12 protein-coding genes are annotated in these 20,902 nt (G+C 63.3%); 8 read left to right on the top strand and 4 right to left on the bottom strand.

Features of this window, described 5'->3' with window-relative positions; genetic code table 11:
- Nucleotides 1–32 precede the first annotated feature (32 nt).
- The 4 genes from ABE488_RS12975 (at nucleotide 33) to ABE488_RS12960 (ending at nucleotide 5,815) form a co-directional block, all read left to right on the top strand.
- Nucleotides 33–2,318 carry an NADP-dependent malic enzyme gene (locus ABE488_RS12975; RefSeq protein WP_346445482.1) on the top strand — a complete coding sequence of 762 codons (2,286 nt, stop codon included), beginning with the start codon at nucleotides 33–35 and terminating at the stop codon, nucleotides 2,316–2,318.
- 724 nt (nucleotides 2,319–3,042) lie between these two features.
- A complete protein-coding gene (locus ABE488_RS12970) occupies nucleotides 3,043–3,399 on the top strand; it encodes a diacylglycerol kinase (RefSeq protein ID WP_346448766.1) in 357 nt (118 codons plus the stop codon).
- Nucleotides 3,396–4,151, top strand: a complete 756-nt coding sequence (locus ABE488_RS12965; RefSeq protein WP_346445484.1) for a phosphatase PAP2 family protein — start codon at nucleotides 3,396–3,398, stop codon at nucleotides 4,149–4,151. Before ABE488_RS12970 ends, ABE488_RS12965 begins: the two co-directional genes overlap by 4 nt.
- 53 nt (nucleotides 4,152–4,204) lie before the next feature.
- On the top strand, nucleotides 4,205–5,815 hold the full coding sequence (locus tag ABE488_RS12960; RefSeq protein ID WP_346448764.1) for a phosphoethanolamine--lipid A transferase: 1,611 nt from the start codon (nucleotides 4,205–4,207) through the stop codon (nucleotides 5,813–5,815).
- A gap of 337 nt (nucleotides 5,816–6,152) precedes the next feature.
- Here ABE488_RS12960 and ABE488_RS12955 read toward each other — a convergent pair whose 3' ends face one another.
- The 3 genes from ABE488_RS12955 to ABE488_RS12945 are packed head-to-tail and all read right to left on the bottom strand — an operon-like array spanning nucleotide 6,153 to nucleotide 8,815.
- Complete coding sequence (locus ABE488_RS12955; RefSeq protein ID WP_346448762.1) at nucleotides 6,153–6,563, bottom strand: response regulator; 411 nt, start codon at nucleotides 6,561–6,563, stop codon at nucleotides 6,153–6,155.
- A 6-nt stretch (nucleotides 6,564–6,569) separates the two neighbouring features.
- Nucleotides 6,570–7,010: a response regulator gene (locus ABE488_RS12950; protein ID WP_241944399.1), complete on the bottom strand. Its 441-nt coding sequence runs from the start codon at nucleotides 7,008–7,010 to the stop codon at nucleotides 6,570–6,572.
- Nucleotides 7,007–8,815, bottom strand: a complete 1,809-nt coding sequence (locus ABE488_RS12945; protein ID WP_346448761.1) for an ATP-binding protein — start codon at nucleotides 8,813–8,815, stop codon at nucleotides 7,007–7,009. The genes ABE488_RS12950 and ABE488_RS12945 overlap by 4 nt, the downstream gene beginning before the upstream one ends.
- 260 nt (nucleotides 8,816–9,075) lie before the next feature.
- On the opposite strand from ABE488_RS12945, the gene aceE reads away from it, so the two are divergent.
- Complete coding sequence (gene aceE, locus ABE488_RS12940; protein WP_346448759.1) at nucleotides 9,076–11,835, top strand: pyruvate dehydrogenase (acetyl-transferring), homodimeric type; 2,760 nt, start codon at nucleotides 9,076–9,078, stop codon at nucleotides 11,833–11,835.
- A 338-nt stretch (nucleotides 11,836–12,173) separates the two neighbouring features.
- Here aceE and ABE488_RS12935 read toward each other — a convergent pair whose 3' ends face one another.
- Nucleotides 12,174–12,692 carry a hypothetical protein gene (locus tag ABE488_RS12935; RefSeq protein ID WP_346448757.1) on the bottom strand — a complete coding sequence of 173 codons (519 nt, stop codon included), beginning with the start codon at nucleotides 12,690–12,692 and terminating at the stop codon, nucleotides 12,174–12,176.
- A 1,935-nt stretch (nucleotides 12,693–14,627) separates the two neighbouring features.
- Between ABE488_RS12935 and ABE488_RS12930 the strand changes: the two genes are divergently transcribed.
- The 3 genes from ABE488_RS12930 to ABE488_RS12920 all read left to right on the top strand — a co-directional run bounded on the left by ABE488_RS12930 (nucleotide 14,628) and on the right by ABE488_RS12920 (nucleotide 20,651).
- Nucleotides 14,628–18,785 carry a hypothetical protein gene (locus ABE488_RS12930; protein ID WP_346448756.1) on the top strand — a complete coding sequence of 1,386 codons (4,158 nt, stop codon included), beginning with the start codon at nucleotides 14,628–14,630 and terminating at the stop codon, nucleotides 18,783–18,785.
- A 310-nt stretch (nucleotides 18,786–19,095) separates the two neighbouring features.
- Complete coding sequence (locus tag ABE488_RS12925; protein WP_346448754.1) at nucleotides 19,096–20,067, top strand: RHS repeat-associated core domain-containing protein; 972 nt, start codon at nucleotides 19,096–19,098, stop codon at nucleotides 20,065–20,067.
- Between the two features lie 26 nt (nucleotides 20,068–20,093).
- Entirely contained in the window at nucleotides 20,094–20,651 is a 558-nt protein-coding gene (locus tag ABE488_RS12920; protein ID WP_346448752.1) for a hypothetical protein, read from the top strand.
- Nucleotides 20,652–20,902 lie beyond the last annotated feature (251 nt).

Here is a 20,902-nt window from a genome sequence, read left to right as displayed (position 1 = left end):
CCCCCGCTTCCTTAACAGCCAAGACCAATCTGATGTCCAACGACGATTTCCGCCAGGCCGCCCTCGACTATCACCGCCTGTCGCCGCCCGGCAAGATCACCGTCAGCGCGACCAAGCCGATGCTGACCCAGCGCGATCTCGCCCTGGCCTACTCGCCCGGGGTGGCCTACGCCTGCGAGGAGATCGTCAAGGACCCCAACGCCGCCAGCGAGCTGACCGCGCGCGGCAACCTGGTCGCGGTCATCAGCAACGGCACCGCGGTGCTGGGCCTGGGCGACATCGGCGCGCTGGCCGGCAAGCCGGTCATGGAAGGCAAGGGCGTGCTGTTCAAGAAGTTCGCCGGCGTCGACGTGTTCGACATCGAGGTCGACGAGCGCGACCCCGACAAGCTGGTGGAGATCATCGCCAGCCTCGAGCCGACCTTCGGCGGCATCAACCTTGAGGACATCAAGGCGCCGGAGTGCTTCATCGTCGAGCGCAAGCTGCGCGAGCGGCTGAAGATCCCGGTGTTCCACGACGACCAGCACGGCACCGCGATCATCGTCGGCGCGGCCATCGTCAACGCGCTGGAAGTGGCCGGCAAGCGCATCGAGGACGTCAAGCTGGCGACCACCGGTGCCGGCGCGGCCGGCATCGCCTGCCTGGACATGCTCGTCGCGCTGGGCCTGAAGCCCGAGAACATCCTCGCCTTCGACCGCGACGGCGTGATCCACACCGGCCGTACCGACCTCGACCCTGCCAAGGCGCGCTACGCGCGCGACACGCCTGCGCGCTCGCTGGCCGAGATCGTCGCCGGCGCCGACGTGTTCCTCGGCCTGTCGGCCGGCGGCATCCTCAAGCCCGAGATGGTCGCCACGATGGCGCCCAACCCGGTGATTCTGGCGCTGGCCAACCCGTACCCCGAGATCATGCCCGAGGACGCCAAGCGCGTGCGTCCGGACGCGATCATCGCCACCGGCCGCTCGGACTACCCCAACCAGGTCAACAACGCGGTCTGCTTCCCCTACATCTTCCGCGGCGCCCTGGACGTGGGCGCCACCGGCATCAACGAGGCGATGAAGCTCGCCTGCGTGTACGCCATCGCACAGCTCGCCAAGGAAGAGGCCAGCGACCTGGGCACCGCGTACGGCGAGGAAATCCCCAGCTTCGGCGCCGAATACATCATCCCGCGCCCGTTCGACCCGCGGCTGCTGACCATCGTCGCCCCGGCCGTCGCCCAGGCCGCGATGGCGTCGGGCGTGGCGCTGCGCCCGATCGAGGACATGGACGCCTACCGCGAAAAGCTCGGCCAGTTCATTCACCGCACCGGCCTGGTCATGAAGCCGGTCTACGATCGCGCCCGCGGTGACCGCCAGCGCGTGGTCTACGCCGAGGGTGAGGAAGAAATCGTGCTGCGCGCGGTGCAGACCGTCGTCGACGAAGGCCTGGCGACCCCGATCCTGATCGGCCGTCCCGATGTCATCGACATGCGCATCAAGCGCCTGGGCCTGCGCCTGGTCGCCGGCCGCGACTTCGAACTGACCAACATCAACGACGACCCGCGCTTCAACGAGTACTGGCAGCACTACCACGCCATGACCTCGCGCCGCGGCGTCACCCCCGACTCGGCCAAGAACCTGCTGCGCTCGCGCCCGACGCTGATCGCCGCGATCATGGTCGAGCGCGGGGAGGCCGACGCAATGATCACCGGCATCGTCGGCCGCTTCCACAAGAAGCTCGGCTACGTGCGCAGCGTGCTGTCGCTCGACCCGGGCCTGCAGAGCACCTCGGCGATGACCGGCGTGGTCAACGACCAGGGCCTGTGGTTCTTCGTCGACACCCACGTCCAGCCCGACCCGACCGCCGAGCAGATCGCCGAGAGCACCATCCAGGCCGCCTACCGCCTGAAGCTGTTCGGCATCGAGCCGAAGATCGCGCTGCTCTCGCACTCCAACTTCGGCAGTCACGACGACCCCAGCGCCCGCAAGATGCGCGAAGTGCGCGAGATCCTCGCGCGCCGCGCCCCGCGGCTCGAGTGCGACGGCGAAATGATGGGCGACACCGCCTGGGACGAATCCCTGCGTCGCCGCATGCTGCCCGACACCACGCTCAGCGGCCGCGCCAACCTGTTCGTGTTCCCGAACATCGACGCGGCCAACATCACCTACAACATGATCCGCGTGATGACCGGCGGCGTGGCCTTGGGCCCGATCCTGATGGGCGTCAACAAGCCCGCCCATATCCTCACGCCCTCGGCGACCCCGCGCCGCGTGGTCAACATGACCGCCATCGCCGCCGTCGACGCCCAGATCCGCAAGGCCCAGCAACAGGGCGCCTGACCGGCAGTTCACCTCCCCCGCATTGCGGAGGAGGTCGACACGCACATCGCACAATCAGTCACCTCCCCCGCACCGCGGGGGAGGTCGGCACGTGTCGCGTGCCGGGTGGGGGCATAGGCTTTCAGCGGAGTGAAGCTTCGCGAGTAACAGCGCAGAAAGCGCCCCCATCCCAGCCTTCCCCCGCGAGCGGGGGAAGGCGCCAAACGCACCGCGCGATCAGTCACCTCACGCGTACTGCGGGGAAAGTGGGCACGCACATTGCGCAACCAATCACCTCCCCCGCCCCGCGAGGGAGGTTGGCACGCACATCGCACAATCAAGCACCTCCCCCGCACCGGGGGGGTGGTCGGTCCGCGGCGCGGGCGGGGTGGGGGCATGGGCTTTCAGCGGAGTAAAGCTTCGCGAGTAACAGCGCAGAAAGCGCCCCATCCCAGCCTTCCCCCGCGAGCGGGGGAAGGAGCCAAATGCACCGCGCGATCAGGCACCTCCCCCGTACTGCGGGGAAAGTCGGCACGCACATCGCACAATCAAGCACCTCCCCATCGCACACGCCGCGGCGTCGTGCGGCCCGACGCAGCGGCGCCAAACCCTGAACCGCGTGCACTCGGCCGGCGCCTGCGTCGATGCCTTAATCCGCGAGTAACTTCTCTCCGACCGCGTTCCGACGTGGCGCCGCCGATGCTGCGCCGCGCAAGCCGGGGCGGCTCCCCGGCGGAATTGGTCGATGTCTTCTGTTCCTTTCACCGGTGCGACCCGCCTCCTGCGGGCAGCCGGACATTCCTGGCGAGGTCTCGTCGCGACGTGGCGGACCGAGGCGGCCTTCCGCCAGGAGCTGCTGCTGTCGGTGCCGTTGCTGGTGCTCATCGCCGCGCTCGACCTGTCGTCGGTGGCGCGCGCACTGCTTGTGGTCACCCTGGGACTGATATGGGTCGTCGAACTGCTCAACACAGCGATCGAGGCGGTCGTCGATCGTGTGGGCAGTGACTGGCATGCGCTCAGCGGCAAGGCCAAGGACGCCGGTTCGGCCGCGGTCACACTGAGCCTGTTGCTGCACGCCGCGGTCTGGATCTGCGTGCTGTGAGTGCCGCGCAGTGGACACGCGCGCCGGCGCTGCTAGGCGTGGTCGTCGTCGCGTGTGTGCTCACCGCCGCGATGGCCGTGCTCGACGTCGACGCGTGGTGGGCAGACCGGCTGTATGCCTGGCAGGGCGGGGTATGGGCCGCCCGTGACGCGTGGTGGAGCGAAGGGTTGATGCACACGGGCGGGCGCCACTTGAGCATCGGATGCTGGCTGTTGGTCGCCGCCGCGTGGGGGCTGAGTTGGTCCGGCGTGTTGCCGCACCGGTGGCGCGCGCCACTGGGATACCTGCTGGCCGCGGTCCCGCTGGCCTGTCTGCTGGTGGCCTCGCTCAAGGCGCACACCGGCATCGATTGCCCTTGGGACCTGCAGCGTTACGGCGGGACGCGTCCGTGGTTGCCGGCGTTTGCGCCCCGTCCTGCGTCGATGGGGAAGGCCGCATGCTTCCCGGCCGCGCACGCGTCTGCTGGCTATGCATGGGTGGCCGCCTACTTCGCGTGCAGTGCCGCGGGCCCTGCGCTGCGACGCTGGCGACACCTGGCGCTGGCTGTCGGCCTGGTGCTCGGCCTGAGCTTCGGTGGCGTGCAACAGATGCGCGGCGCGCATTTCCTTTCGCACGATCTGTGGTCGCTGACGCTGTGCTGGCTGGTCGCGGCCGCGCTGGCGCGGCTGTGTCTGCATGCCCAGCTCGGCGAGACCGACAGCGGTTCGCCTGCACCGGGTCCGTCGCGCGCTGTACGCAAGGCCCACGGGTGAGCGCGCGCCCTTGCCGTGCACCGGCCGCACTGACGCAGCGCAGCGGATGGTGGGTGCGACCGCAGGTCGCGCCGGAAACCCTGCTCGCCGGCACCTGCCTGTACTTCGTCGCGATCTGCAACGCCGCCTTCTGGCAGTCGGCCGTCCACGACGGCGCCTCACCGGGGCTGCTCGCGTCGCTGGCAGTCGCGGTGTTCGCGTTGCATGCGCTGCTGCTGGGTGTGTTCGCGATCGGGCCCATGTTGCGCCCGCTGCTCGCCGTGCTGGTCGTCGCCACCGCCGTGGGCACCTTCTACATGCGCCACTACGCGGTGTTGTTCGACGTGGAGATGATGCTCAACGTGCTGCACACCGATCCAGCCGAGAGCCGCGAGATGTTGTCGCCATGGCTGGTTTTGCACGTGCTGTTGCAGGCCGGTCCGCCACTGCTGGTGCTGGCCTGGGTGCGGATTGCGTCGCGTCCATGGCGGCAGGCATGCGCGGCACGCGCTTTGTTCCTGGGCGCGATGGCGCTGCTGGCAACGCTGGCTGTGTTGCTGTCTTCGCAGGGCATCTTCGCGCTGATGCGCAGCGACCACGCACTGCGGTATCGCATCACGCCCGGCAATCTGGTCGTCTCCACCGTACGCGCACTCACCCAGGCGCCCGATCCTCCTGCCGGCCAGCGTCTGACCGTTGCGGCCGATGCCGCGCGCGCGATGCGCGCACCCGGCGAGAAACCGCGTCTGCTGGTGCTTGTGATCGGCGAGACCGTGCGCGCGCAGAACTGGGGCCTCAACGGATACAGGCGGCAGACGACACCGGAACTCGCACGGCGCGAGGTGGTGAACTTCAGCAACGTCGAAGCCTGCGGCACCAGCACCGAGGTGTCGTTGCCCTGCATGTTCTCGCCCTACGGCCGACGGCATTACGACAAGGCCGCCATTCGCGCCCACGAGTCGCTGCTCGACGTCCTCGCGCGCGCGGGTGTGCAAGTGCGCTGGCGCGACAACCAGTCGGGCTGCAAAGGCGTGTGCGACGGCACCGGCATCGAACGCATGCAGCCCACCGATGCGCCGACGCTGTGCAACGGCGACCGGTGCCTGGACGACATCCTGCTGTCAGGCCTGCGCGCGCGCATCGATGCCGTGCCCGGGGATCTTGTGGTGGTCCTGCATCAGCTGGGCAACCACGGCCCGAACTACTTCGAGCGCTATCCGCCTGCCCATGATGTCTTCAAGCCGGCATGCCACACCGCCGAACTGAGCCGCTGCACACCCGAGCAGATCGCCAACGCCTACGACAATGCGATTCGCTACACGGACGCGTTCCTGGGGCGCGCACTCGACATCGTGCAGCAGCAGGACAGCCACGATGCGGCGCTGCTGTACGTCTCCGACCACGGCGAGTCGCTTGGCGAGTACGGCCTGTACCTGCACGGCGCGCCGTACCCGATCGCGCCGGCGCAGCAGTTGCGCGTGCCGATGGTGGCCTGGGTCTCCTCGGGCCTTGCCGGTGACCTGGGCCTGGACCTGCAGTGCCTACGCGCGCGCGCCACGCAGCCCACAAGCCACGACGCGCTGTTCCATTTGGTGCTCGGCGCCTTCGATGTACGCACGCAGGCCTATGCGGCCGATCTGGATCTGTTCGCGCCCTGCCGTCACGGCACGCATCCGGTGACATGACTTGCCCAAAGCCACTGCGCCCGCCCGCGGTATCGCGATCAGTCACCTCTCCCACATCGCGGGGGAGGGCGCCAAGTGCGTCGCGCGATCAGTTGCCTCCCCCGCATCGCGGGGGAGGTCGGCACGCGCCGCGTGCCGGGTGGGGGCCGGGGGCTTCAGCGGAATGCTGCTTGACCAGCGCCGCGCAGAAAGCGCCCCCATCCCAGCCTTCCCCCGCAGGCGGGGGAAGGAGCTAACCGCGTCGCGCGATCAGTCACCTCTCCCGCATCGCGGGGGAGGTCGGCACGCGCCGCGTGCCGGGTGGGGGCAAGGGGCGTTCGCCCCAATCCCACCGCCCTCATTCCGCCTCGCCGTCCCCCGCCGCCAGCACCTGGGCCAGCGTGGCCGGCAGGCGGTCGAGCTGGTCCTTGTGGACCAGCGCATCGCCCTCGGGCAATTCGTCGCCCGGCAGGCCGTAGGCCGAGCCGGTCATGAACACCACGGGCACGCCCGGGCGCAGCTGCCGGGTGAGCGCCAGCGCCTCGGCGCCCGAGAACCCGGGCAGGTTGACGTCCGACAGCACCACGCGCGGGGCGAAGGCCTCCAGCGCTTCCACCAGCGCCGCCTCGCCGTGGACCCGTCGGGTCTCGACCGCCAGCCCCGCGTCGCGCAGGGCCAGTTCGGCCAGTTCGGCATCGTCGCGCGAATCGTCGACGATCAGCACGCGCAGGCGTCCAGCCCGCGCGCCATGTCCCTCATCGTCCGCCATGCGGGCTCACTCTTCCTCGGGCACTTCGTTGAGCACGGCCCAGAACTTGCCCAGCGTGCGTACCGCGTCGAAGAACTGGTCGACATCGACCGGCTTGACCACGTACGCGTTCACGCCCAGGTCCCAGCTGCGGGCCAGGTCGCTTTCCTCGCGCGAGGACGACAGGATCACCACCGGCATGCGCTTGAGCGTCTCGTGGTCACGCAGCTGCTTGAGCACTTCCAGGCCGTCCATGCGCGGCATCTTGATGTCGAGCAGCAGCACCGCCGGGTCGCCCTCGGCGCGGTCGGCGAACTTGCCGCGGCGGAACAGGTAGTCCACCGCCTCGACGCCGTCCTCGACATGCACGATCGGGTTGGCGAGATTGGCCTCGCGCAGCGCATCGATCGCCATCTCGGCATCGTGCGGGCTGTCCTCGGCGAGAAGGATGGTGCGGATTTCGCTCATTGCTGTTTTCCTGGTGAGGACAGAAGGCCCGGCTCCTGGGCGGAGGCGGGAAGGGTGAAGAAGAACGAGGCGCCCTGGCCCGGGGCCGACTCGGCCCAGATCCGCCCGCCGTGGCGGCCGAGCACGCGCCGCACGCTGGCCAGCCCGACGCCGGTGCCGGGGAACTCGCTGGCCGAATGCAGGCGCTGGAACACGCCGAACAGCTTGCCCGCGTACTGCATGTCGAAGCCCGCGCCGTTATCGCGGACCGAGAACTCGTAGCCGCCGTCGTCCAGCCGCCGGCAGGTGACCTCGACCGTCGCAGGTTCGCTGCCGCTGCTGTACTTGACCGCATTGCCCAGCAGGTTCAACCACACCTGCCGCAGCATGTTCTCGTCGCCGACCACGATCGGCAGCGGCGCGATCGTCCACTCGATCCGGTGGTCGGGCTTCTCGGCCTTCGCGTTGCTGTCGAGCATCGCGCGCGCATCGGCCACCATCGTCTGTAGGTCCACGCTCTGCAGCCGCAATGCACTGCGACCCAGGCGCGAGTACACCAGCAGATCGTCGATCAGCGTGGACATGCGCCGCGCCGAACCGCCGATGACATTGAGGTAGTGGCTGCTCTTCTCGTCGATGTTCTCGCCCAGATGGCGGCCGAGCTTGTCGGCGAAGCCGGCGATGTGCCGCAGCGGCGCACGCAGATCGTGGGAGACCGAATAGCTGAAGGCCTCCAGCTCGCGGTTGACGTCGGAGACCTGCTCGATCTTGCCTTCCAACTGCTGGTTGAGCTCGCGGATCTGCCGCTCGCTGATGCTCTGCGCGGTCACGTCGGACGCAGTGATCAACGCCACCGCATCGTCGCGGTCGGGCAGCGGCATGCGCCGGGCATTGAGCAGCATCGTGCGCTCCACCCCGTCGACCGTCGCCTGGCTCAGCCGGTAATCCCACAGCTCGCGGTTGCGGGCCAGCACGTCGTGCAGCCGGCGTATGGTCTCGGCGTCCTGCCAGGCGCCGTCGCCGATCTCGGCCAGCGCATGGCCGCGGGCGTCGTCGTCCACGCCGTAGAGCTCGGCGAACGCGGCGTTGTGCATCACCACCCGCTGCTGCTTGTCGACCAGCACGATCGGCTCGCGCACGCTGTCGAGCACCGCCAGCGCCCGGCCGCTCGCGCTCAGCGCCTGCCGCTCGGCGGCCACGCGGCCGGTCTGCTGGCGCAGCGCGAAGTAAATGGCGGCGGCCAGCAGCAGCAACTGCACCACCATCGCCACCCAGCTCGACAGCTCGGCATCGCGGTTGGCGCGCGCGGCCGCGGCCTTGCGGTCCAGCAGCAGTACCTCTTCCTCGGCCACCGCCTCGGTCACCAGCCGCTGGATCGGGTAAAGCACGATCATCTCGTCGATCTGCCGATTGGTCGCCGCCTGCTCGGCATCGATCACCTTGTCGATCCGCGCCAGACGCTGCTCGAGCATGTTGCGCAGCGCGCCCAGCCGCGCCTGCTGCGCCGGGTTGTCCCGGGTCAGTTCCAGCACCGCGGCCACATTGGGCATGATCCGCTCGCGCGCATCGCGGATGCGCTCGCGCAGCAGCGGCGAATCGATGCCGCGGGTCAGCGCGATCGCCGCCGCCTCCAGGCTGCGCGCGTCGGCCGAGATCGCCTGCACCAGGGTCTGCACCTCGCGCGTGTGCACCACCTCGACCGTGGCGTCCTCGGCCTCGCCGATCGCCGCGCGCATGATCAGGAATGGGCCGACCACGATCAGCACGATCGCCACCCCGAGCGCAGGCAACTGCCAACGGCTGGAACGCGAGGCGGTATGGGGCATCGGGATGGGCTCGGGCGCGGGCGGGGGGCGCCATCATGCCGCATCCTCCCCTGAACACGGGATCATGGCGGACGGCCGGGCCGCCCGCAATCGGGCAATGGCTGCGCGGCCCGGCCGCCCGGACCGGGCCAGGTGCACCGCTGGAACGCGCTGTCCGCCGCCTGCGGACCGGCCCGCCGGGCGGAACGCGCCTGTTAGAATCGACCGTTCGACAACGACCCCTTGCACGCGGCCGCGCGCGCCGCGCTGGAGCACATCTGATGAACTGGTTGAACGACGTCCTGCAGAACGACCCCGATCCGACCGAGACCCGCGAGTGGATCGAGTCGCTCAAGGCGGTCATCGACGTCGGCGGCCCCGAGCGCGCGCACCAACTGCTCGAGAACATGGTCGAGCTGACCCGCCGCGCCGGTGCCCACCTGCCGTTCGCGCCGACCACCGAATACGTCAACACCATCCCGGCCCACCTCGAGCCGAAGATGCCGGGCAACAGCGACCTGGAATGGCGCATCCGCTCGATCATCCGCTGGAACGCGATGGCGATGGTCGTGCGCGCCAACCGCAAGCCCGGCGACCTGGGCGGCCACCTGGCCAGCTTCGCCTCCAGCGCCACGCTCTACGACGTGGGCTTCAACCACTTCTTCCGCGCGCCTTCAGCCGATCACCCCGGGGATCTGATCTGCACCCAGGGCCACAGCTCGCCGGGCATCTACGCCCGCTCGTTCCTGGAAGGCCGCATCAGCGAAGAGCAGATCGACCACTTCCGCATGGAAGTCGACGGCAAGGGCGTCTCGTCCTACCCGCACCCCTGGCTGATGCCCGACTACTGGCAGCTGCCGACCGTCTCGATGGGTCTGGGCCCGATCGCGGCCATCTACCAGGCCCGCAACTGGAAGTACCTCGAAGCCCGCGGCCTGATGCCGCGCACCGACCGCAAGGTCTGGTGCTTCCTGGGCGACGGCGAGACCGACGAGCCCGAGAGCCTGGGCGCGATCTCGGTGGCCGGCCGCGAAGGCCTGGACAACCTGGTGTTCGTGATCAACTGCAACCTGCAGCGCCTCGACGGCCCGGTGCGCGGTAACGGCAAGATCATCCAGGAGCTGGAAGGCCAGTTCCGCGGCGCCGGTTGGAATGTCGTCAAAACGATCTGGGGTAGCTACTGGGACCCGCTGCTGGCCAAGGATAAGGACGGCATGCTCAAGAAGCTGATGATGGAGACCGTCGACGGCGAGTACCAGAACTGCAAGGCCTTCGGTGGCGCGTATACGCGCGAGCACTTCTTCGGCAAGTACCCCGAGACCGCCAACCTCGTCGCCAACCTCAGCGACGACGACATCTGGCGCCTCAACCGCGGCGGCCACGACCCGCACAAGGTCTTCGCCGCCTACCAGAACGCGATGGACACCAAGGGCCAGCCCACGGTGATCCTGGCCAAGACCGTCAAGGGCTACGGCCTCGGCAGCGCAGGCGAGGCGCTCAACCCGACCCACAACACCAAGAAGCTCGATGACGACGCGGTGCGCACGTTCCGCGACCGCTTCAAGATCCCGGTCTCCGACGCCGCGCTCAAGGACGGCGACATCCCGTTCTTCCACCCTGGCAAGGATTCGGAGGAAGTGCAGTACCTGCTCGAGCGCCGCGAAAAGCTGGGCGGCTTCCTGCCGCAGCGCCGCCGCAAGAGCACCGAAAGCCTCAAGGCGCCCGAGCTCAAGGTGTTCGACCGCCTGATGCAGGACACCGGCGAGCGCGAGATCAGCACCACGATGGCCTTCGTGCAGTCGCTCTCGGTGATCCTGCGCGACAAGCAGGTGGGCCCGCGCGTAGTGCCGATCGTCGCCGACGAAGCCCGCACCTTCGGCATGGAAGGCCTGTTCCGCCAGCTGGGCATCTACGCCCCGCAGGGCCAGAAGTACAAGCCCGTGGACCGCGACCAGCTGATGTACTACCGCGAAGACGCGGCCGGCCAGGTGCTGGAAGAGGGCATCACCGAAGCCGGCGCGTTCGCCAGCTGGATGGCCGCGGCCACCAGCTACAGCACCAACGACCTGCCGATGCTGCCGTTCTACATCTACTACTCGATGTTCGGCTTCCAGCGCATCGGCGACGCCGCCTGGCAGGCGGCCGACATGCGCGCCCGCGGCTTCCTGCTGGGCGCCACCGCGGGGCGCACCACGCTCAACGGCGAAGGCCTGCAGCACGAAGACGGCCACAGCCACCTGCTCTCGGGCGCCATTCCCAACTGCCGCAGCTACGACCCCACCTTCGCCGGTGAGGTGGCGGTGATCCTGCAGTACGGCATGCAGCGCATGCTCGACGAACAGCGCGACGAGTACTTCTACATCACCCTGATGAACGAGAACTACCCGCACCCGGCCGTCACCCCCGAGGCCGCCGAGGGCATCATCAAGGGCATGTACCTGCTCTCCAGCACGGCTGACACGTCGGCCACCTCCCCCGCCAGCGGGGGAGGTCGAAGCGGCCCCGCCGCTTCGGGTGGGGGCAAAAAGAAGGCCTCCAACCTCCCCCACGTCCAGCTCCTGGGCTCGGGCACCATCCTGCGCGAAGTCATCGCCGCCGCCGAACTGCTGGACAAGGACTTCGGCGTGACCGCCGACATCTGGTCCTGCCCCAGCTTCACCGAGCTGCGCCGCGACGGCTTCGACGCCGAACGCTGGAACCGCTTCAACCCCGAAGCCAAGACCCGCCGCAAGCCCTACGTGACCGAACAACTGGAAGCCCGCCAGGGCCCGGTGATCGCCGCGACGGACTACGTACGCGCCTTCGCCGACCAGATCCGCGCCTTCGTGCCGCACACCTACACCGTGCTCGGCACTGACGGCTTCGGCCGCTCCGACACCCGCGCCAACCTCCGCCGCCACTTCGAGGTGGACCGCTACTACATCGCCCAGGCGGCGATCGACGCGCTGGCGAAGGACGGCAAGATGACCGGCAAGGATGTGGCCCGGGCGATCAAGCTGTATAAGATCGATCCGGAGAAGGCGAATCCGGTTGGGGTTTGACCGATCAATCCGTTGGAATCGGATCGAGGTTGGTCTCTGGAAAGCGCATGGACGCGCATTAGCAGTAGTTGGTGAAAGACGCCGGGCGCCGTAACGGCTGGCGGCTCGGCTTCCTTGTTTTGCGGAAACTTTGACCGCTGCAGGGCCATCGAAGGTGTCCCTTGGGCTTTGTAGACGCAATGCCGACTGCTGCTGCATTTCCGCCGCAGTGACCAGCACCCGCTGACTGACTTCCTAGAGCATGTCTCCGCAGATATCGGCAGTTGTACGCGATAAGTATCGGGTGCCTTTAGACGACGAAGGCAAGACGGTCGTTACGTCAGTACCCATCAGCTCGATTAGTAATCGTCATCACTCTCTTCATCCAGCCGCAAGGTCATAGCCGGTTTGAACACCGCTTCATAGCCTTGGTATGGGAGCGGCTGGGCCATGAGTGCTGCAGCGGCCAATTGGTCTTCAATTTCGGGGGGGGCTTTGCATCCACCAGAAGTGGTCGCCTCCAGTACAGAACCCTCCGCGCCGAGCGTGAGGTCGAGCGCGCAGCCGTGTGGCAGATCGACGCCGTAAAGGGCAGCAAAGACTTCGGTGATCCTTTGTCGAATAGCGGCATGGTAAGACGCCACGGTTTCCTGCTGAAAGTCGTCGGTGCTGCGCATGCCGGTCTCAATGCTGGGTCCGGTTGTCCCGTTGTGGATGCCCTCCGGTGTAGAAGCCTCCGCACCTCCGCTACTTGAGAGCAATCTGTCTGATTCGGAACCTTGCTCCACGTCAAGCGCTTCAGAAACCGCTGCCTCTGACTGAAATGACACATCTCGAGAGCCGTCGTCGTCTGAATCAGCGTCGTAGGAGTGGCTCATGTTCGTTCTCGATACGGACGTCATGAACTCGACGTAGATGGCGTGCTCCTCGCTCGCGGAATGGGACTGGCCTGTTGTGCTGCGATTGAGAAGGCTCCATCCAATCAGTACATGAATCGCAACAGTAAGCGCAGCTGCGATGAGAGCCGGGTTGAGCTGGTTACTTCGATGACTCACGGAGTTCACGAGGCTCCTGGGGATTGTAGGTTGGACGTCGCGCCGCCATTCGTGTCTCTGTGTAGGACTATTCCTACAGACGAGACGGCGGGCTCATGCTAGCTTGCGACAATGCATCGTGCACGAATGGGTGATTTTCTTGGGGGCGTTTCGGATCACCGCAACTTGCAGCATGCCTTGGGGAGTTTAATCAACCAATGAGGGTGGGCATTGCCCGCAATGTCTGCCCCTTCTTGTATGGGTCGGGCTCGATCGGTTGGATGCCGAATGGCGAACCGAAAGCGATCTGCGGGGAACTCGCTGGTCGGAAAGTAGATTGGGTTGACGGATATCCGATTCAGCGTCGGCGATTATTTTGTTGAAGAAGCACGCTAGGGGGCGGGCATGAGGTCAAAGACCGGGCTGACACTATTCTTATTGGTCGCACTTGGCTGGGGCCAAGCGCATGCGCAGAGCGACTCCCCTTTGACGCCGCACTTGGAGTACGTCAAGCGCCTCTCCGTCTCGGACCAGGTAGCGCCGCTTGGATCCGACCTCTTCGGCGATTCTGTCAATCTCTACAACGGTTCGAGCGAGTTCGCTGTCACTGACGTTGCGATTCCGGGGAGCAATGGCTTGCCTGTGCAGCTCCGTCGCAGGTTCAATGTGGAGTCGTTCAAGGAGGTCGAGCCTCTTGGAGGCTTTGGTAACTGGGAGATCGATGTTCCATACCTGTCAGGTACATTCGATGGCAGTTCAAAATGGAATGTTTCGGATAATGGCTCGACGGCGCGATGTTCAAGTCTCTGGTCCCCCAGGATCAGCTCTGCCTTCGAGGTCTCTGACATCTGGTCAGGCGTGCACATGCATCTTCCCAACGGGGACGGTGGCGAAGTCCTGTACTTACCGCCGGGAAGCGCCTCAGTGCCTACTGACGGCAAGACCTACCTCTGGGGTACGAGAAATCTTCACCGCTTCAGCTGCACGCAGAGCACGAAGAATGGTTACCCGGGAGAGGGCTTTGTTGCCGTAGACACCCAAGGGAACCGATACTTCTTTGACATCGGCCTAGAGAGAGGCGCCGGTGTTATGCAAGATGCGTCAGGAGGCAGGCTTGCGAGAGTAAAAGTCTACCTGATGGCCAGTCGCGTCGAGGACCGATATGGGAACTGGGTTGATTATCTCTACTCGGGGGATAGACTGACGGGTATCCATGCAAGCGATGGGAGATCTATCTCCATCGCGTATGATGGAAATCAGATCTCCAGCGTTGTAGCTGATGGCCGGGAGTGGAAGTACACATACAGTAGGGACCTCGTCCCCGCTGGAATGCGCCGCTTTCCTCTGTTATCGCAGGTGATACTGCCTGACAGTTCGAGGTGGAGCTATCAATATGGCTTGGGAAACTCCGGAAGTGGTGGGTTGAATCCAAGGTACCAGCAATGGGATGGTGCCTCGCATATGTGCGAGCCGCCCGCGTTCTACCCGAATGACTTCAGCTTGACTATCAAACATCCCGGGGGTGCGACAGGGGTGTTCGACTTCTCCTACATGAGGCAGTACCGCAGTGGTACACCAGCCAACGCGTGTTGGCTTCGCGGTGATGGTAGCTATACGCTGGGTGTTCCGGATCACTATGATCTGTATGCATTAGACAAGAAGAGAATCTTCGGTCCGGGCCTGCCGCCAATGCAGTGGCAGTACGCGTACTCACGCGAGGGCGGTCGTACGGAGGGCAGGATCCCCTGTATGACGTGCCCAGGCGAGAAGCTGGTCGTCGTGACGCAGCCTGATGGTGCCAAGCAGGAGCATATCTTCGGGATTCGGTACGGCGACAATAGCGGCAGATTGCTAGGCATGCGGGTCAAGACAGCAGCTGACGAAGTGTTGCGCTCTGAGATCAATACATACATGACGAATGTCGAGGCGACGAGCGCGCCGTTCCCCAGCATGTATGGATCGTCGGCTGCAGTCGACGATGAATCGACGCTCTATATTCGACCAATCAAACGCACCGCCATTGTCCAGCAGGGAGTTACCTTCTCTCGAGATGTCGAGAGTTTCGACTATTTTGCTCGGGCGTTGCGAGCGAAGTTGTCGAGCTCCCTCCCGGGGAGTCCGGCGCGCAAGGAAGAGACTTATTACTCGGATAATACGAAAAGATGGGTAATGGGGCAGGTGGCCAAGGTCACCTGTGTCAGTTCAACGCCTGAAGCTTCGGGATGCAACGGCGGCGCAAGTTCAGTCGCTTCGGAAACGAGTTACGACGCTAACTGGGCTGTTCCTCTTGTGATGAAGCGCTTCGGGCGAACTGTGCAGTCGCTCGGCTACGATACTGCATCGTCCGTGGCAAGTGGACAGCGAGGGACCATCAGGACGATAACGGATGGGAATAACAAGACCACAACAGTGACGGGTTGGAAGCGCGGTTATCCTCAGTCGGTCGCGTATCCTGCGACTCCTGAAGCCCCGAGCGGCACAGCTTGGTCGGCGAGGGTAAATGACTCGGGATGGGTCACCTCGGTCACGGACGAGAATGGCTTCGTCCACAGCTACAGTTACGATGCGATAGGGCGTCTGAAGCGGATCGATTACCCTGCTGCGGACACAGTTGAATGGTCAAGCACCTCGCACGCCTATGACTACGTCATGACTGCTGAGTACGGTGTACAGGCGGGGCATTGGCGGCACACCGTCACCAATGGTTACGGACAGAGGGTCAGCTACCTGGACGGACTGCTTCGGCCAGTGGTTGTTCGCGAGTATGATAGCCGTGATCCTGCTGGCACGCAGCGATTCAGTCGTTTTACCTACGACCATGAGGGTCGAGTCACCTTTGCATCATATCCCGGGGCGGTTGATACACTGAGCTCGGGAGCCTGGACGTTCTACGACGGGTTGGGGCGCGTTGTTCAGGAGACCGCAGATTCCGAGCTGGGTCCGCTCAACACAGCGACAGAATACGTCGCGGGCTTCAAGACTCGGGTTACTCCTCCGAAAGGCACGACAGCCAGAGTGACGACAAACTATCTCGCGTGGGACAGGCCGTCAACTGATTTCCCGATTGCTATCTCTCATCCTGCCGGCGCCTTTACCGATATTTCACGTGATGTGTTTGGAAAGCCCATTTCGATTACGCGGCGAAATGGAACGGGTGCGACGGCGCTGACGAGACGTTATGTTTACAATTCCGGTCAGCTATTGTGCAAGTCAATTGATCCGGAGTCTGGAGTCACTGTCACTGATTACGACGGGGTGGGTAACGTGCTGTGGAGTAAGTCAGGGGTCGAGGATGTAGATCCTTCGAGTTGCGGTCTCGAGAGCATTCCGGCAGCGCAAAGAATCACGCGGACATACGACAGCCGAAATCGGCTTCGCACTCTGAGCTTCCCGGACGGAAGAGGCAACCAGGCGTGGACTTATACGAAGGATGGTCTTCCGGCCACGGTGTCCACCGATAACGGCGGCGTCGGCGCAGTCGTGACCAACGCTTACACCTACAACAAGCGACGGCTTCTGGAATCGGAGGCCTTCGGTATTGATGCTCATCTGTGGGTCGTAACCTACCAGTACGATGCACAAGGTCATCTTGCGGGGCATGTGACGCCGGGTGGGGTTGCGACCGACTACGCCCCGAATGCATTGGGGCAGGCCACTCGATCTGGCATATACGCCACGGGTGTCAGTTACTTTCCAAACGGAGGGATGAGGCAGTTCGTCTACGGAAATGGCATTACGCATAGCCTGAGCCAGAATGCGCGGGGTTTGCCTGACACCAGTTGCGATTTCTCTGGAGGCGCGTGCTCCGCGAATTCCGCTCTGAATGATGGATACGACTACGATGGCCATGGGAACGTCGTGGCGATCAGCGACGGTCGTGCAGGAAGTCGTGGAGATCGCTCCATGGCGTATGACGCATTGGATCGCCTGACAAGAGTGGATTCGCCGATGTTCGGCGTCGCGATGTACTCATACGATGTCCTGGACAACATCAAGAGTGGGCGCGTGACTAGCGGGACTAAGCTGAGGAACCATGCTTATGTCTACGACGGCAGGAATCGCCTGACCAACGTCACTAACGCCACGAGTGGTGGGACCGTCATCGGCATGGGGTACGACCCGCGAGGGAATCTCGCTAATCGGAATGGTGTGATCTACGATTTCGATCACGGGAATAGATTGCGAGAGGTCTCTGGTGCGGAGCAGTATCGTTACGATGCCCATAATCGCCGGGTGCTCTCTTCAAGGGATGGGCAGAAGATCTATTCGATTTATGGCCTTGATGGTGCCCTACGCTTTCAGCGCGACGAGAGAAGCGGTAAGACAATCGATTACGTCTATCTCAATGGAAGTCTTCTTGCACAAGTGGAAAACGCCATCGCGCTCTCTACTCCGGTACTGACGGCGCCTGGATCCAGCGCGACAGGTGCGTACGTGGTCAGTTGGACGGTGGCGGCCGTCGCGACCAGCTACCAGCTTCGAGAGCGGGTGAACAGTGGCGGCTGGAGCGTCATTCACAATGCAGGTGGCGTAAGCAAGTCGCTATCCGGCAAGAGCGCCGGCATCTGGAGCTATCAGGTGCGCGCGTGCAGCGCCACGGCGTGCGGTAGCTGGAGTGTTGAGCGGTCTGTGACGGTACTCCTGCCGCCGAATGGCTCGCCGGTACTCACCGCGCCTGCAACAGGCTTGAATGGTGCTTTCATCGTCAGTTGGACTGCGCAAGCAGCGGCGACGCGATATGAGTTGCAGGAGCAGAAAGGTGGCGCGGCTGAATGGAGTACGTTGTCCACTGCATCGGAGCGTACATATTCTGCAGCGGGGAGAGCGGCGGGCAACTGGAACTATCGAGTCAGGGCGTGCAATGACGCCGGCTGCGGCGCCTGGTCGCAAGGTGTCACAGTCCTTGTGCTCTACCCTCCCGTGTCTACCACTTTGACGGCGCCTGCGGCCAACAGTACCGGGACTTATTCGGTGAGCTGGGTGAGCGTCTCCACTGCTGCGACGTATGAGCTGCATGAACGCTTGGGAAGTGGCGCGTGGAGTGCACTCCCGGCGTCTGGTTTGGGCGCTGCGGTCACTGGTAGGAGTAGTGGAAGTTGGGGGTATCGCGTCAGAGCGTGCAACGAAGCCGGCTGTAGCGCGTTCTCTGCTGAGAAGACCGTTGTGGTTACGCTCCCGCCGACGACCCCGCCGACGATTTCTACACCGGCGACCAACAGCACGGGAAGCTTTGCTGTTAGTTGGGGGAGTGTGGCTTCGGCGGCGCGCTACGAACTTCAAGAGCGTCTTAACGGAGGGAGCTGGACGCTTGCGCACAATGCCGCCGGGACAAGCAAGGCCTTCGCCGACAAGGCTGCTGGTACCTACCAGTATCGCGTGCGTGCCTGCAACGCAGGCGGCTGTACCGGATACTCGCCAGTGGGTAGCACGCAGGTCGCGTTCGCTCCGACAGGTGCACCTTCGCTGTCGCTCCCGGCACTCAGTCAGGACGGTAACTACACCGCGAGTTGGACGACTGTAGCCACTGCAACCAAGTACGAACTCCAGCAGAGAGTAAATGGCGGCAACTGGACTGGTGTGGGCAATCCCTCTGACTTGAGTTGGCCCTTTGCGGGCCGTGCCGACGGGACTTACGAACATCGTGTTCGCGGGTGCAACTTCGCTGGCTGTGGTCCCTACTCCACGCAGAGAACAATAGTCGTGAAACGGCCTGTTCCGGTTCCAAGTGTCCCGACGGGCATCTCAATGGAACAGGTAGGGCCAGACTGGTGCAGAATCACGTGGAGACCGGTCTCGGGCGCCAGTTACTACAGGATCTATCTGGACGGGACTATCGAGACGGCGGGAGGGACGAGATTCAATTGGGACGCCTTGTGTCCCGGGGTGCTTCAAGTGGCCGCGTGTCACGCCCAGGGCTGTTCCGAGTGGGGTTACTGATGTGCGGATCAAGGGCCGTGAGCGCCGGTGCGGGAAAGCTACAAGGCCAAGCGCACCTAATGCAGTTGCTCGGCCGGGATGACCATGCACAGTTCTTGGTAATTCGCCGAGTGAATCGGAGGCCGGCAATGCAAGGCTCGGGCGCCTTACACCTTTGGGTGCCAACAGCGTACGTTCCGGCATCTCGGCCTCAGAGCAATGTAAACGATGACTGTGCGGCTCGCCGAGGTTCCAACGGAGGTTCGCTTGCCGTTGACGACACTCCCGGGTCGGGTCTTAAACGAAGCTCAAAGGATGATGAGACGTGACCATGTCCCAGATGCGTATCTTCACGATGTTGCTTCTGGCCACTATCTGCGCATCGCCAGTGGCAGCACAGACCGTTGTCAGATATGTGCATACCGATTCACTCGGCAGTGTCGTCGCGCTAACGGATGAGGCGGGTAACGTGGTGGAACGACGGGAGTACGAGCCCTACGGTGCGCAATTGACCCCTGCATTGGCAGATGGGCCTGGATACACAGGTCACGTGCAGGATGCCGCTACAGGACTGATTTATATGCAGCAGCGTTACTACGACCCCAGCATTAGCGTCTTTCTCAGCGTTGATCCTGTTACGGCGTATGAGCGGCCGCTTGCTGGGTTCAGTCGATATCGATATGCGGCTAACAATCCTTACAAGTTTTCTGATCCTGACGGGATGTGTGAAAGGACTACGGGTTCGCGTATATGTGGCGGAGGCGCAGGAAACAATACTTCCATCATTCAAGTCAATCCGGCTGATGGTGGTAGTGGTTGGCCTAACGGAAATTTCAATGCCAATAATGCGCAGAGTCGTTTTAATGCAGCTGATAGAGCGGTAAGGTCGGTCAGAGGAACCGTTGGGGAGATAAAGCATAGTTCCGAGGATGCTGCTTCCAGGACTTTTGAGCACGTTTTCCAACCCATAGCTTCTCGTTTTGGCGTCGAGATTGAAGCTGGGATCGATGGTGGAAGGGTCGGCAGTGGGTTCTATCTTGTCGATATAGCCGTTGGGCACGAGTTCGGAGGGGATGGGCTTGGCTATACTGTGCGAGGAGGCTTCGGTAGTGAAATGCCAACAATTCACACTCACCCGATACTAAGTAATGGGGCGAAAGGTTATTCGCCATTTAGTAGCAATGATCTTCATTGGTTTGGTTCTAGCTCTGCTCCAATGCGCTACGTGTCTGATCCTGGTGGATTATACCGATTTAATGGGCGCGGTGTTATTATTAGTAGCGTGCCGAGGCTGGAAGAATGATATTCTCATCAATTAGATATTATCTAATGAAAAGTAAGGTGATAAAATCAATTTTTGTTTCTATGATTTTATTAGGGATTGCTGCTTGCAGTCAGGAATCTAAGGAGGGTTCTTCAGTAAAATTAGACCCTGGAATCTCCGCTAAGGAGCGAAATCAACGAGATTGGGGTGGCCATGTGTGTGGTTTATCTCGTGAGCGGGCGGAATTCTGTCCTACCGATTTCATCCGCTTGGCATCCTATCCTTTGGCGGCAGACGGTAAGGAGATTTGGATTATTGGATACTTGGCGGTGGATGGTGGGCAGGTGGCGCTGTTTGCAAGTGAAGAAGACTACCTTGATATGCAGTACGGAAGATCAATCCGGGTATTGGGTACGCGCGAGCAGTTGGAGGGGATTTTATCTGAGTTTGGATATAAGAAAGTCAGGCTGAGGGGAAGGTTTCGTGCGAATTCGTTTGACAGTATAAAGAATGACAGGTTGGGTGACCTATTGTCGCCGGTGACGGGGAGGGTCGTCTCACCTCGCAGTGGTATGGAAGGAATTCAAGACATCAGAGTCGATGTGCGAGATCAGCAGCGGTAGTCAATGATGTGTCCGGGACGCCAGAGAACCAACTCGTGGGTGTGTGACTCATTAGCAGGGTGTGTCCTCCCTCCCCGCCCGGCGGCAGAAGCAGAGATTTCAGCGGCATGCAGGCACAAGAGTGACGCCTCTCATGAAGGGGTGACGAAAAGTGATCATGCCTGCGGATTATGATGATATGTAATGAGCCAGTGATTTCCCGCTCAGGTGTAACGTTATGAAGGAGCAAGCCTTGGCCTATGCGGCCTTAG

It is taken from the genome of Luteimonas sp. TWI662, assembly GCF_039673825.1.
Classification (GTDB): domain Bacteria; phylum Pseudomonadota; class Gammaproteobacteria; order Xanthomonadales; family Xanthomonadaceae; genus Luteimonas.
The sequence above is the reverse complement of the archived record's forward strand: the minus strand, read 5'-3'. Positions and strand labels throughout refer to the sequence as shown.